Raw genomic sequence first — 14,197 nt, 5'->3', positions numbered from 1 at the left:
AAACTGCAATAAAAATAAATGCCACGCAGAAAAAGGAAGGATTATGAAACAGCGTTGGAGTAACTGGTCTGGAAAGCAAACAGCCTATCCAGACTTTTTACAGCCGAAAAATGTAGATGAACTGAAAAAAATTGTGCGAAAGCACGACAAAATTAGAATGGTCGGAGCAGGGCATTCCTTTAGCCCCTTAGCCACAACCGATGATGTGATGGTGAATTTAGATCATATTCAGGGGGTGCATCAATTTAATGCACAAAAGCAGCAATGCACCTTACATGCAGGGACTCGGCTGTACAAACTGGGTGAATGTCTAGCTCCGATTCATCAGGCGCTGCAAAATCAGGGCGATATTGATCATCAGAGTTTGGCAGGTGTGGTTGCAACAGGAACACATGGCACAGGTGTGGATTTACCTTGTCTATCGGCTTTGGTGACTGATTTTGAACTGCTCACAGCAGAGGGTGAGGTGTTGCAATGTTCACCTGAACACAATGCTGAAATTTTTCAGGCAGGTCGGGTCGCGCTGGGCAGTTTTGGGGTGATGACCAAAATCACTTTACAAAACCGTTCGCGCTATAAACTCAAAGAGCAGCTACGTTTATGTGCCTTGAGTGATATTTATCAATATATAGACCGTTGGAAGCATCAACATCGCCATATTGAGTTTTGGGCATTTTTACACAGTGATCAGGTGATTTTAAAAACCTTAGATGAGAGCCGAGGATTGACGGATCCTCGTCCGCAATATTGGTTATCAGAAGACCGTTTATTAAATTTTTGTTCGGAAATAACCCGTGTTTTTCCACAGTTAAATCCGTATTTACAATCTTTGTTGGGCGTGTTTATCAAACCGAGTACTCATGTCGATTGGTCGAGTCAAATTTTCCCAACGCCACGCAATACCAAATTTAACGAAATGGAATACCAATTGCCTGCCGAGCAAGGTTTGGCGTGTTTAGAAGAATTATTGGCGGTTTTGAAACAACAGCGTGTCGCCATGTTTTTCCCAATCGAGTTTCGCTATGTCAAAGGCGATGATATTTGGCTGAGTCCTTTTTATGGACGGGATTCGGTGTCTATTTCAATCCACCAATTTTATAAACAAGATTGCCAACATATTTTTAAATGGGTCGAACCGATTTTACAAAAATATCAGGGACGTCCACATTGGGGCAAATTGCACAGTATGCAAGCGGATCAATTACGTGAGTTATATCCAAAATGGGATGATTTTATGCAACTTCGTGAGCAGCTTGATCCACAGCAAAAATGGATTAATCCATATTTAAGACAAATTTTCACGATTCCAAGTTTGAGTGCAGCGTGATGTTCAATAAACAACTCAAGCAATCGCAAAATAAGAGCATTCAATTAGGGAGCGTGACATGCAAAGTGATTATTTTCAGCAACTCACCCACAGTTTGCAGCAACAGGGTACAGGAACACCGCAACTGATTGTGGATATGGCACGTTTTCAGCATAACTTGGATTATGTTGCAGCCCATTTGCCTGCACGGTTGCAACCACGACTGGTGGTGAAATCGCTAGCGTGTTTGGAGATATTGCAACACGCAAGCCAAAGTCTGAATACGCAGCGTTTTATGTTGTTTCATCTGCCACATTTGTATGAAGTGATGCAGCACTTTCCACAAGCAGATGTACTGTTTGGCAAGCCAATGCCAATACGTGCGGTAGATGCTTTTTATCAGCAGGTGATGGCGTCTGCTGAGAATATCCAATTGCATTTACAATGGTTGGTTGATCAACCTGCACGTTTACAACAGTATTTACATTTGGCACAACAACGCCAGCTTTGTTTGAATATTAATCTTGAAATTGATATCGGTTTGCATCGTGGTGGGGCGCAAGATCATGCTGGATTTATGCAAATGCTGGAATTGATTCAGCAGCATCCACAACATTTAAAACTGTCAGGTTTGATGGGGTACGATGCGCATGTGGTGAAATTACCAAATGTATTTCATGCACAAGCCAAAGCCTATCAACACTCACAGCAGCAATATAGAAATTATAAACAACTGATTCAGCATCATTTTCCAAAGTTGTGGCAGGATGACTTGTGTTTTAACGGTGGTGGTAGCCTGACATTTATGCAGCATTGTCAGCACAGTGAATGTAATGATCTGGCTTTTGGTTCGATGTTGCTTAAACCCAGTGATTTTGATTTAAAAATCTTGTCAGATTTGCAATCGGCTTTGTGGATTGCAACACCTGTTTTAAAGGTATTGGCTGCGGTACAAGTGCCAGGCTTAGATCGTTTGCAGTCCTATTTGCCACAATCCAATCAAGCCGTTTTTGTTTATGGTGGCTATTGGATGGCAGATTATGTTTATCCTGAGAGCAGTCATCCACATGCTTTATACGGACGCAGTAGCAATCAAGAGTTGATTCAAGTACCCAAACAGCATCGCATCCAAATAGATGATTATGTATTTTTACGCCCGCAACAGAGTGAGGCGGTGTTGCCACAGTTTGAAGCGGTGTATGCCTATCAACATGGACAATTCACGCCGTGGGCAACCTTTAGGGAATAAAAACAGCTGAAATGCCGATTCTTTGGCTTTTTTAGTACACAAAGGTTTAAACCTGTACGCAAGCCGTGTAAAATTTAAGGCGCTTTTTATTTATACACCGTTTTTATCTTTTGAGGGTCTCCCTTAATCATAATCTCGCGGTGATATGCTCCATGGTACGGGGCATCACTCCTTAAGGATTTTTATCTATGCCTATTATCACTTTGCCAAATGGCGATCAAAAACAGTTTGATCAAGCCGTATCTGTGATGGAAGTTGCTCAAAGCATCGGTCCGGGTCTTGCCAAAAATACAGTTGCTGGACGTGTGAATGATCGTTTGGTCGATGCCTGCGATTTAATTACCGAAGACGCAACCCTACAAATTATTACGCCTAAAGATGAAGAAGGCGTAGAGATTATCCGTCACTCATGTGCGCACTTGGTGGGGCATGCGGTAAAACAGCTTTTTCCTGAAGCGAAAATGGTGATTGGCCCTGTCATTGAAGAAGGTTTCTACTATGACATCTGGATGCCTCGTCCATTTACGTTAGATGATTTGGCAGCAATCGAAGAGCGTATGAAAAAGCTCATCGACCAAGATTATGATGTTGTGAAAAAAATGACCCCGCGTGATGAAGTAATTGCAGAATTCACAGCGCGTGGCGAAGAATATAAATTACGTTTGATTGCAGACATGCCAAACGAAACCCAAATGGGCTTGTACTATCATCAAGACTATTTGGATATGTGTCGTGGTCCACACGTTCCAAACACTAAATTCTTAAAGTCGTTCAAACTCACCAAAATTTCAGGCGCTTATTGGCGCGGTGATGCGAAAAACGAACAGTTACAACGTATTTATGGTACGGCTTGGGCGGACAAAAAACAGCTCGCAGCGTATATCAAACGTATTGAAGAAGCAGAAAAGCGTGACCACCGTAAAATTGGTAAAGCTTTGGACTTGTTCCATATGCAAGAAGAAGCACCAGGCATGGTGTTCTGGCATCCAAATGGCTGGACGATTTACCAAGTACTTGAGCAGTACATGCGTAAAGTACAACAAGACAACGGTTACCTAGAAATTCGTACCCCGCAAGTGGTCGATTTCACGCTATGGGAAAAATCAGGACATGCTGCCAACTACGCAGACAATATGTTCACTACCCATTCTGAAAACCGTAACTATGCAGTAAAACCAATGAACTGCCCATGTCACGTACAAGTCTTTAACCAAGGGTTAAAGTCATATCGTGATTTGCCAATTCGTCTGGCAGAATTTGGTTCATGTCACCGTAACGAGCCATCAGGTTCACTGCACGGCATTATGCGCGTACGTGGCTTTACTCAAGACGATGCCCACATTTTCTGTACCAAAGAACAAATTGGGCCAGAAGTTGCAGACTTCATCAAACTGACTTTAGATGTTTATAAAGATTTCGGTTTTGAAGAGGTGCAAATGAAACTGTCTACACGTCCTGAAAAACGTGTGGGAGATGATGCACTTTGGGATATGGCAGAAAAATCTTTGGCTGATGCCTTGGATGCTGCAGGTCTGGAATGGGAGTTACAACCGGGTGAAGGTGCGTTCTACGGCCCGAAAATTGAATTCTCACTGAAAGACTGCTTAGGTCGTGTGTGGCAATGTGGTACAATTCAGTGTGACTTTAACTTGCCTGAGCGTTTAGAGGCATCTTATGTCACTGAAGACAATGATCGTGATCAGCCTGTAATGTTGCACCGCGCAATTCTTGGCAGCTTTGAACGATTTATTGGTATACTTATTGAGCACTATGCAGGCTTTATGCCACCATGGTTAGCGCCAGTGCAAGCTTGTGTCATGAATATTACCGATTCACAAGCTGCTGCAAGTGAACAGGTCGTCGCAAAACTTAAAGAAAACGGTATTCGTGCTATTTCTGACTTGAGAAATGAGAAAATCGGCTTTAAGATTCGTGAGCGTACATTAGAGCGTATTCCATACTTACTGGTACTTGGGGACCGTGAAGTGGAAGAGGGTACTGTAAACGTGCGTACTCGCTCAGGAACAAATTTGGGTACTATGTCAATTGATGCTTTCATTGACCTAGTGAAAACAGCCGTCGCAGAACGCGGCCGGTATATTGTGGAGTAACAGCGATTAAACAGCCTGACCGTAATCAACAGGGCGGAAAATCTAACCGTCCTGCTTTGAATGATGAAATTCGTGCAAAAGAAGTCCGTCTTGTAGACGAAAATGGTGAGCAAAAAGGTATTGTAAGCTTGGCTGATGCATTACGCGCAGCAGAAAGCGTTGACCTTGACTTGGTGGAAATTGTGGCAAATGCCGAACCACCGGTGTGCAAAATCATGGACTTTAACAAGCATTTGTTTGATCTAAAGCAAAAGCAGAAAGAAGCGAAGAAAAAACAACATCAAGTACAGGTGAAAGAAATCAAGCTCCGCCCTGCGACTGATGTTGGTGATTACAACGTAAAATTACGTGCAATTATCAAATTCCTTGAAGAAGGGAACAAGGTAAAAATCACTTTACGCTTCCGTGGTCGTGAAATGGCTCACCAACAGTTAGGTTTGGCTCAATTGAAAAAAGTTGAAGCAGATGTAATTGAATATGGTGTAGTTGAACAAGCACCAAAAATGGAAGGTCGTCAAATGGGTATGTTGCTTGGTCCTAAAAAGAAAAAGTAATCCCATCCTGAACAAAAGAAGCACTGCACCTTGGCGGTGCTTTTTTTTGCGTGATGAAAGTGAGCATCTATGTTTCATGTTTATGAGATATGCCATTCGATAAAAAAACTCTACGCAGCGACACGCAACAAACGCTTAAAAACATGCTATAACTAAAACCGCAGTAGAAGAATGCTGGTCAAAAAGCAAAAAAAGTAATGAAGGATAAAACATGATTGATCTTTATTATTGGGGCACCCCCAACGGTCATAAAATTAGTATTGCACTTGAAGAAATGGGTTTGGAATATCAAATTTTCCCCATCAATATTTCAGAAGATGATCAATTTCAGCCAGATTTTTTAAAAATTTCGCCCAATAATAAAATTCCTGCAATTGTCGATCAGAACGGTCCGCGTGGTGAGCCAATCTCTGTGTTTGAGTCGGGTGCAATTTTGCAATATCTAGGGCGCAAAACTGGCATGTTTTATTCTACCGATGAACAGGAGCGTGTTGAAGTAGAGCAGTGGCTCATGTGGCAAATGGGTGGTTTTGGTCCAATGTTAGGACAGAATCATCATTTTAGCCGTTATGCACCAGAGAAAATTCCTTATGCGATTGAACGCTATATCAATGAATCCAAGCGTTTGTATGGCGTGTTAAATAAGCAGTTGATGGGGCAAAAGTACGTGGCGGGCGAATATTCAATTGCTGATATGGCTATTTTGCCGTGGGCGTTACGTCATGACTGGCAAAATATTTCGCTGGAAGATTATCCGTATGTACAAGACTATATTACACGGCTGACTGCGCGCCCTGCAGTGCAGAAAGCACTCGCGATTCAAGTTTAAATCTACTTTTATGCTAAGATGCCAGCCACCTGATACCTCACTTTTTCAGGTGGCTTTTTTATTGGATGAGCTATGCAAGAATTTTTTTTAAACTTTACCAAGATTGTTGAGCAAAATGCCAAAGTGTATTGGAGCATTATTTTGGGCATTGTGTCTTGCTTGATCTTATTTGTGATCGAAGCATTTCATGTGCAGAATATGATTGTGGCTTTAAATAGCACAGATCAACAGGTTTTACGTGCTGCGATTGAGCCTGTTACTCAGCGTTATGCATGGGCACGTGCGGCACTTATTTTGCTTAGTATTTTTTGGGCGAGCTGGGAATATCGTAAAACCAAGCAGGCTTTAGGGCTTTAAATCGTCTATGCTTTGGACGCTGTTTGGTTTATTTTTATCTGCATTTGGTGCGGCAACTTTATTGCCTTTACAGTCCGAAGCTGTGTTGTTGGGGCTGTTATATGAAGGCAGCTATGCACCCATTTGGCTGATTAGCATTGCCAGTCTAGGCAATATTTTAGGTTCTTGTGTGAACTGGTATTTGGGACTCAAGATCGAACATTATAAAGATAAAAAGTGGTTTCCTGTTTCGGCTACACAATTAGAAAAAGCACAGCACACCTACGCCAAATATGGGTTTTGGTCTTTACTGCTCAGTTGGGTGCCGATTATTGGTGATCCAATTACGCTGATTGCAGGTTTAATGAAAGAACATTTTGCCCGTTTTGTGTTGATGGTGAGTCTAGCCAAAATCGGGCGTTATCTGTTTATTTATTTTGTTTATACATGGGTTTAAGCAAGCAACCCCTATTATTTATAGACACTTATGACTGTTCTTGAGCATCACACGTGTTTAAATCAAAATAAATTTCATCTTTTAATTTTGACTTTTTATACAGCCAAAATTGACGCGGTACATCTACTTGAGCAGCTTTCACTGCAGCTAAAACTTGTTGATCAAGTGCGTATTGTCCCGAACCTTGTGTCAATTTCACACGTTTCACTTCGCCATGCTTATTTACTTTGAATTGAAACTTTAACTTACGTGAGTGATTTTTTAAATCTTCCGCACTTAAGTTTAATTGTGGTTGACTACGATACTTAAATTGAACTTTTTGCTGTTGTTGCTGTGCTAACCATTGTTTAGATTGAAAATCAAACTGGCAATCTTCGTGCTGGTTATCCTGAAATCTTAAATTAAAGCTTTGAAAACCAATGGTCGGTACGGCAGTATCTTCTACATAGGTCGGTTGAATTTCAGCAGTGCGAACCGCTTGTAATAAGGCATCATCTAATTTTTTCAGCCCTGTACTTTCTTGAATAGTGGCTTGACTGATTTTGCCGGTTTCATCTGCATAAATACGCACAATTGCAGCTCGGTTTTGTTGATTTAAATCTTCATTTTTATATTTGGGTTGTGGAAACTTGCGCCATGCTAAGCGTGTGGTGAGATGAGCAGGCAAGGCAGCACTTTTTTGTACTTCGAGTGTGGCTTTTGGTGTCGATTTCTGCTGCGGTGGTTTTGCAAAAAGATGCGTCGCACTGAGTCCAAGCAATAGAGTTATATATAAAGATGTTTTCATCATATTACGGTCTTTTTTATCTCACACAAGACGAGGCGAAGTATTGATGGAATTGTGGATAATCGCAAGGGTAATCCGCAACTTATTGCAAGTTTTTAGGGTGTTGATCTGCACAATTTTTGACAGAGCTTTAGCTTTATTTTGAATTGTAGTGGGTGTTCACAATTCCAGTATTTTTTCCTGAGTTGAATTACGGCAAATGAGTGAGGTAATGATCATTTTTTATTTAGCCAATATGCTTTTGTTTTAAGCAAAGATGCTTTAGAATACTCGCTCCCTTACCTGCAGGTCGTTTTTGCAATGGTGCAGACGTGCCGAACAGGTGTTTAAAGAGGTTGTTATGGCTAAGTTAAAAACTCGCCGTGGTGCAGCTAAACGTTTCAAAGCGACTGCTAACGGTTTCAAGCGTAAACAAGCGTTCAAACGCCACATTTTGACCAAAAAATCTGCTAAACGTATCCGTCAATTGCGCGGCTGTGTAATGGTTCACGTGAGTGACGTTGCTGCTGTTCGTGCTATGTGCCCATACATCTAAGGAGATTATAAATGGCTCGTGTAAAACGTGGTGTACAGGCTCATCGCCGTCATAAAAAAATTCTTGCTCGTGCTAAAGGTTACTATGGTGCTCGTTCACGCGTATATCGCGTAGCGTTCCAAGCGGTAATCAAAGCAGGTCAATACGCTTACCGTGACCGTCGTCAAAAGAAACGTCAATTCCGTGCTTTATGGATTGCGCGTATCAATGCGGGCGCTCGTCAAAATGGTTTATCGTACAGCCGTATGATCGCTGGCTTGAAAAAAGCACAAGTGATTATCGACCGTCGCGTACTTGCTGACATCGCTATGCATGACGCAGTTGCATTTGCTGCTTTAGCTACAAAAGCTAAAGATGCATTAGCTGCATAAGTCTTTATGACTTAAAAGAAAGACCGCATTTGCGGTCTTTTTTTATGCCTGAAATTTAGGGTCTCTGCCAAGTTTCATAACTCAATCTGAGAAATTTTTAGCCACAGCCTGAGCAAAAACAAGCACTGCTTTGTTTGCAGCGGAAGGCGCAGCGAAGGACAAGCATATTTTTTGCTGCTATTGCGTTATGTGCCGGTCATTTAGAATGACTAAATTTCCTGTCCCATGCCTTATATCAGCTAAAAAATATGCGTTGTCGCAAACATAGACGAATTGTCAACAGCCCCTAAGCTTATAAACCAAAATAATAGGCAGCTGCACAAATAACCACAGTCATTAAAATCAGTTTAATCACGGCAGATGTACCCACTTTATGCGTAGCTGCAGGTGTTGGTATTTGTGGTGAAGCGATGTTTTGTACTTGGCTAGGCGTTGATTCAAAAGGATCAGGTGTTTGCACTGGCGTGAGCTGTGCGGTCTGATAATGGTTCGCAACCTTGGTGATAAATTTGGCGTGTAAATCTTCAAGTTTCTGAGAAAAATGACGTAAATTGAGTTGTTCGCTTGGTTCAAGTTCTGTGCCATCGGCATGATAAGGATGCTGGATTTTATTCTGAATGTGTTGATCCAGTGCATCTAAACGATACAGCATCTGATGTGCATAGGCAGCAGGGTAGTCTGCGGGAATTAACGCCAAAGTTGGGTACATGCTTTCAGTTGCGTTTTGAGTAAGATCTACACCGAAATAAGGTTTAGCGCTTTGCTCTGGTTCAACAAACTCTGTAGCACAAGGATTTAAAAATAATTCGGAGCGAATAAAGCGATCAATTTCATCCCAGTTTGGAGAGGCAAAATCTGCATCGAGCTGTTTGGCGAGTTTGTGATTTAATTGATAGCGCCACATGACTTCCTGACGTAGCTCGCTCTGTTGGGAAACAGGCGCCATATAATCTTGTTCTGCGGTATACCATTCTGCAAGCTCTTTTCCGAAAATCCAAGCAGATTTGTGCTGTGCCTCGTGACTCACAATAAAGTGTGCAAAAGGCAATAACTCTACATTTGGATTGGGGTTTTTTTCATCATTTAAAATACTTGCCTGATGTAGGCTTAAACGTCGCACACCTTGTTGTTTAAGATGCTCTAACCAGATTTGAAAGTGTTGTGCCAGTAAATGTTGTGACAATAAATCACGAAACTGAATTTGATGCTGGTTAAACACTTGATGCTTGAGCCAATGATTAAAACTTAAATCTTGAGCCAAATATTCATTGCCATAAGTCACAAGGGCAAGTTGCTGTTTCCAAATCTGATCGAGCGCCATAATGTTGAGATCTCGTGGTGATTGGCTTTATCTTATACTTTTTGTATTTCAAGATGCTAATCTAATTTTCATTACATCGAAGCTTCATCAAAGCGACTAAAAACTGTTAGAATACGGGGTTTTTAAATTATTTCTAAATTGTTGCTTTTGAGAGTTACTATGTCACTGGAAGCCCTGACCAATGAAGCGCTCGCTGCAATTGCAGCAGCAGAGGACCTTGCTACACTCGACCAGGTGCGAGTGCAATTTACGGGGAAAAAAAGCCAGCTTGCGGAACAATCCAAAGCACTAGGTAAAATGGACCCTGAACAGCGTAAAGAATTTGGTGCACAAATTCATGCTGTGCGTGAAGCAATCAATGCGGCATTAACTGCGCGTCAAACTGAATTACAACAAGCGGCTTTGGCACAAAAACTGGCGAATGAAACCGTTGATATTACTTTGCTAGGTCGTGGTCAAAGCATCGGCAGTATTCACCCAGTTACGCAGGTACAGGAACGTATTTGCCAATTCTTTACCAAAGCAGGTTTTACCGTGGCAACGGGCCCAGAAGTTGAAGATGACTATCACAACTTTGAAGCGTTGAATATTCCAGGACATCACCCTGCGCGTGCCATGCACGATACTTTCTATTTTGATGTGAATCATTTATTGCGTACCCACACGTCGGGCGTACAAATTCGCACCATGGAAAATCAACAGCCGCCTATTCGTATTGTTTGTCCAGGTCGTGTGTATCGCTGCGACTCAGACCAAACACACTCACCAATGTTCCATCAAATTGAAGGCTTATACGTCGCAGAAAATACCAGTTTTGCAGAACTCAAAGGTTTGTTAATTAACCTGTTAAACGAATTCTTTGAAAAAGACTTAAAAGTACGTTTCCGTCCATCTTATTTCCCATTCACAGAGCCAAGTGCCGAAGTGGATATTATGGATGAACGTGGTCGCTGGTTGGAAGTTTTGGGCTGCGGTATGGTGCATCCAAATGTGTTACGCGCTTCAGGCATTGATCCAGAAAAATATAAAGGTTTTGCCTTCGGTTTAGGGGTAGAGCGTTTTGCGATGTTGCGTTATGGCATCAATGACTTGCGTATGTTCTACCAAAATGATGTGCGTTTCTTGCGCCAGTTTGCTTAAAACTTTTTAAACAACCTTTCCTAAAATTAGGAGAGGGAAAAGAGATTATTTTTAAATTTTAAAAATCCCCCTAAATCCCCCTTTGTAAAAGGGGGACTTACGCGAAATAAATAGAAGTGTGGGAATTCCCCTCTTTATTAAAGAGGGGGTAGGGGAGATTCAGGAAATGAATGTATGAAAATTAGCGAAAATTGGCTACGCACGTGGGTTAACCCAGCCATTGACAGCGATACTTTATCGAATCAACTCACGATGCTGGGTCTAGAAGTTGATGATATGTCACCAGCAGCAAAGCCATTTACAGGCGTTGTGGTGGGTGAAGTCTTAACGGTTGAACAGCATCCAGATGCAGATCGTTTACGTGTGACTACGGTAAATATTGGTTCAGGTGAGCCGTTGCAGATTGTGTGTGGTGCGCCAAACGTGCGTGTAGGTATGAAAGCACCTGTGGCAACCATTGGTGCGGTATTGCCAGGCGACTTTAAAATCAAAAAAGGCAAACTGCGTGGTGTGGAATCACAAGGGATGCTCTGTGGCGCATCAGAAATTGACCTTGAAGATAAACTTGATGGTTTATTGGAACTGCCTGCAGATGCACCTGTAGGTGTGAATGTACGTGAATATCTTGATCTAGATGACCATGTCATTGATATCAGTATTACTCCAAACCGTGGTGATTGTTTCAGTATTCGTGGTATTGCCCGTGAAATTGGGGTGATTAACCAATTGCCAGTGAATACACCTGACATTCAGGCAGTAGCGGCAACTATTCAGGATGAAAAAACTGTACAAAGTTTGACGGAAGGCTGCCCACGTTATTTAGGTCGTGTGATTAAAAATGTAAATACCAAAGCCGCTACACCTGAGTGGATGGAGCGCGCGTTGGCACGTTCAGGTATCCGTCAGCACAGTATTTTGGTTGATATTACCAACTATGTCTTGATTGAATTGGGTCAGCCAATGCACGCTTTTGATGGTGCTAAAATTCAAGGTGGCATTCAAGTTCGTCAAGCGACTGCAGCAGAAAAATTGGTGCTGTTAAACGAGCAAGAAGTTGAGCTGCAAGATGATGTGATGGTGATTGCCGATGACGCAAAAGTATTGGCGATGGCGGGCATCATGGGTGGTTTATCTTCTGCGGTAAGTGATGAAACCACAGAAATTTTCCTTGAATCCGCTTTCTTTGCACCATTGCATATCGCAGGTCGTGCACGTCGTTATGGTTTGCATACCGATGCCTCACAGCGTTATGAACGTGGTGTCGATTTTGAATTGCCATTATTGGCGATGAACCGTGCATCACAACTGATTGCAGAATTTGCTGGCGGCGAATTTGGTCCAATTACAGTGGCAGAACAAGCAGCACAATTGCCAACACGTGAAGCAATTGCGTTAAATCAAGCGCAAGTCGATCAGCTCTTGGGTTATCACGTTGATGCTACATTTATTGCCGATGCTTTAACTCGTTTAGGCTGCGAAGTTACTGTTCAAGCTGAAGGTCAGTGGAGCGTTGTACCACCATCACATCGTTTTGATATGGCAATTTACCAAGACTTAATTGAAGAAGTTGCTCGTATTCACGGTTATGACAACATTCAAATCAGTTTGCCTGTGATTGATGTGCAATTAGCAAAATACCAAGATCAGTTTGAAGTTGCGCAATTACGTCAAACCGCAGTGACTTTAGGTTATCAAGAAGCAATTAGTTTTAGCTTTGCCGATGCAAAATTGGAAAAACAATTAAACCCTGCAGTGAATCCGTTGGCATTGGCGAATCCAATTTCAAGCGATTTGGCAGTAATGCGCTCAACGTTGTTATCCAGCTTAATTCCATGCGTTCAGTACAACGTGAATCGTCAACAAAACCGTGTGCGTTTCTTTGAGTTGGGTTTACGTTTTGATTATCAACATGCAGCAAGCATTCATGACTTGAAGCAAATTCCAACTTTGGCATTGATTGCGGTGGGTGCTAAACATGCAGAATCTTGGCATGCTAAAGCTCAGCCTATGGATTTCTTCGATTTTAAAGGCGATATTGAAGAAATTTTAGCTGCAGGTCGTGTGCAGGTAGAGTATGTTCGTTCAGAGCGTACTTGGTTGCATCCTGGACAATCTGCTGAAATTTTGGTAGATGGTCAGTCTATTGGTTACTTTGGTCGTTTACATCCATCTTTAGAAGATGAGCTGGATTTAGGCACGGCTTGGGTAGCAGAACTGGATCAAACAGCAGTTTTGCAAACTTATGTATCTAATTTTACAGAATTATCACGTTTTCCATCGGTTAGACGTGATATTGCGCTTTTAATTAGTGATAAGATAAATGTAAGCGAAATTCAGCAACTTATTGAAAAAACGGGTGGAGCGCTGTTAGACTCAACTTGGTTATTCGATGTGTATACTGGACAAGGTGTTGAACAAGGCAAGCGTTCTTTGGCTTTTGCTCTGTTATGGCAACATCCAACACGTACACTTGAAGATGCTGAAATTAAATCTGGTATGGATAACATTCTGCAAGTGTTGGAAAACACTTACCAAGCGACATTGAGGGCTTCATGACAGCATTAACAAAAGCAGAAATGGCTGATCATTTAAGTGAGCTCACGAGTTTAAACCGCCGTGAAGCGAAACAAATGGTCGAGTTATTTTTTGATGAGATCAGCCAAGCACTGATCTCTGGCGAGCAAGTTAAACTTTCAGGGTTTGGGAACTTCGAGTTACGTGATAAACGTCAACGACCTGGTCGCAACCCGAAAACAGGCGAAGAAATTCCAATTTCAGCCCGCCGTGTAGTCACATTCCGCGCAGGGCAGAAATTCCGCCAGCGTGTGGGAAATGAGCAGATCGATTGATCTGCTTTTTTTTATGCTTTTTATAAGAGATTTTAGAAAGACGCTGTGATTTAGCAAGACATAGTGATTGATCTTGCAATTGAGAGACTTGAATCAAACTATGGATATGAATGAAAACACTGTAGAGCTGAACAAGACGCTACCTAAGAATTGAGCGTGGAGATGAGAAACCAAAAGGTTATATCGAAATAAATGCCGAATGGGGTTAAGTGTTTTGGTTAAATGCTTTTATATGCTGAATCATCTACTTGAAAAAGATGGATTGAGCGATTTGGAGATATTGTGCTGAGTAAAATAAATTTTAGACAAAATATTCAGAAATAAAAAAGAGAGCCATCGGCTCTCTTTTTGT

The 14,197-nt window shown here is 41.9% G+C and carries 14 protein-coding genes; 12 read left to right on the top strand and 2 right to left on the bottom strand.

The features are described from left to right. The first annotated feature begins 43 nt into the window (after positions 1 to 43). The 7 genes from FTT71_RS08355 (at position 44) to FTT71_RS08325 (ending at position 6,842) form a co-directional block, all read left to right on the top strand. Complete coding sequence (locus tag FTT71_RS08355) at positions 44 to 1,327, top strand: D-arabinono-1,4-lactone oxidase (protein WP_167846245.1); 1,284 nt, start codon at positions 44 to 46, stop codon at positions 1,325 to 1,327. A 58-nt stretch (positions 1,328 to 1,385) separates the two neighbouring features. Next, the gene (locus tag FTT71_RS08350; protein WP_178318757.1) at positions 1,386 to 2,555 is read left to right on the top strand and encodes an alanine racemase; all 1,170 of its coding nucleotides are present in this window, start codon (positions 1,386 to 1,388) and stop codon (positions 2,553 to 2,555) included. A 188-nt stretch (positions 2,556 to 2,743) separates the two neighbouring features. Beyond that, on the top strand, positions 2,744 to 4,666 hold the full coding sequence (thrS, locus tag FTT71_RS08345) for a threonine--tRNA ligase (RefSeq protein WP_004975142.1): 1,923 nt from the start codon (positions 2,744 to 2,746) through the stop codon (positions 4,664 to 4,666). 5 nt (positions 4,667 to 4,671) lie between these two features. Beyond that, positions 4,672 to 5,220: a translation initiation factor IF-3 gene (infC, locus tag FTT71_RS08340; protein WP_081402479.1), complete on the top strand. Its 549-nt coding sequence runs from the start codon at positions 4,672 to 4,674 to the stop codon at positions 5,218 to 5,220. Positions 5,221 to 5,431: 211 nt separating this feature from the next. Further along, the gene (locus FTT71_RS08335) at positions 5,432 to 6,049 is read left to right on the top strand and encodes a glutathione S-transferase N-terminal domain-containing protein (RefSeq protein ID WP_180043975.1); all 618 of its coding nucleotides are present in this window, start codon (positions 5,432 to 5,434) and stop codon (positions 6,047 to 6,049) included. Between the two features lie 72 nt (positions 6,050 to 6,121). Further along, the gene (locus tag FTT71_RS08330; RefSeq protein ID WP_180043977.1) at positions 6,122 to 6,406 is read left to right on the top strand and encodes a hypothetical protein; all 285 of its coding nucleotides are present in this window, start codon (positions 6,122 to 6,124) and stop codon (positions 6,404 to 6,406) included. Positions 6,407 to 6,413: 7 nt separating this feature from the next. Next, complete coding sequence (locus FTT71_RS08325; protein ID WP_004975149.1) at positions 6,414 to 6,842, top strand: YqaA family protein; 429 nt, start codon at positions 6,414 to 6,416, stop codon at positions 6,840 to 6,842. Positions 6,843 to 6,870: 28 nt separating this feature from the next. Here the strand turns inward: FTT71_RS08325 and FTT71_RS08320 are convergent, their stop codons facing one another. Then, on the bottom strand, positions 6,871 to 7,629 hold the full coding sequence (locus FTT71_RS08320) for an energy transducer TonB (protein WP_026438356.1): 759 nt from the start codon (positions 7,627 to 7,629) through the stop codon (positions 6,871 to 6,873). Between the two features lie 340 nt (positions 7,630 to 7,969). Here FTT71_RS08320 and rpmI point away from each other — a divergent pair, with 340 nt between their 5' ends. Both rpmI and rplT read left to right on the top strand, forming a co-directional pair. Next, positions 7,970 to 8,164, top strand: coding sequence for a 50S ribosomal protein L35 (gene rpmI / locus FTT71_RS08315; RefSeq protein WP_004975152.1), 195 nt, complete (start codon positions 7,970 to 7,972; stop codon positions 8,162 to 8,164). 11 nt (positions 8,165 to 8,175) lie between these two features. Next, complete coding sequence (gene rplT / locus FTT71_RS08310) at positions 8,176 to 8,535, top strand: 50S ribosomal protein L20 (protein WP_004975153.1); 360 nt, start codon at positions 8,176 to 8,178, stop codon at positions 8,533 to 8,535. A 292-nt stretch (positions 8,536 to 8,827) separates the two neighbouring features. Here the strand turns inward: rplT and FTT71_RS08305 are convergent, their stop codons facing one another. Continuing rightward, positions 8,828 to 9,856 carry a hypothetical protein gene (locus FTT71_RS08305; RefSeq protein ID WP_167846241.1) on the bottom strand — a complete coding sequence of 343 codons (1,029 nt, stop codon included), beginning with the start codon at positions 9,854 to 9,856 and terminating at the stop codon, positions 8,828 to 8,830. 159 nt (positions 9,857 to 10,015) lie between these two features. On the opposite strand from FTT71_RS08305, the gene pheS reads away from it, so the two are divergent. From pheS to FTT71_RS08290, 3 genes are all read left to right on the top strand, one after another. Continuing rightward, positions 10,016 to 10,996 carry a phenylalanine--tRNA ligase subunit alpha gene (gene pheS, locus FTT71_RS08300; protein WP_180043980.1) on the top strand — a complete coding sequence of 327 codons (981 nt, stop codon included), beginning with the start codon at positions 10,016 to 10,018 and terminating at the stop codon, positions 10,994 to 10,996. A gap of 174 nt (positions 10,997 to 11,170) precedes the next feature. After that, positions 11,171 to 13,552, top strand: coding sequence for a phenylalanine--tRNA ligase subunit beta (gene pheT, locus FTT71_RS08295; protein WP_104852457.1), 2,382 nt, complete (start codon positions 11,171 to 11,173; stop codon positions 13,550 to 13,552). Further along, positions 13,549 to 13,845 carry an integration host factor subunit alpha gene (locus FTT71_RS08290; protein WP_004649746.1) on the top strand — a complete coding sequence of 99 codons (297 nt, stop codon included), beginning with the start codon at positions 13,549 to 13,551 and terminating at the stop codon, positions 13,843 to 13,845. Before pheT ends, FTT71_RS08290 begins: the two co-directional genes overlap by 4 nt. Positions 13,846 to 14,197 lie beyond the last annotated feature (352 nt).

Origin of the sequence: Acinetobacter sp. YH01004, from assembly GCF_013420455.1 — a bacterium.
Lineage (GTDB): Bacteria > Pseudomonadota > Gammaproteobacteria > Pseudomonadales > Moraxellaceae > Acinetobacter > Acinetobacter towneri.
The sequence above is the reverse complement of the archived record's forward strand: the minus strand, read 5'-3'. Positions and strand labels throughout refer to the sequence as shown.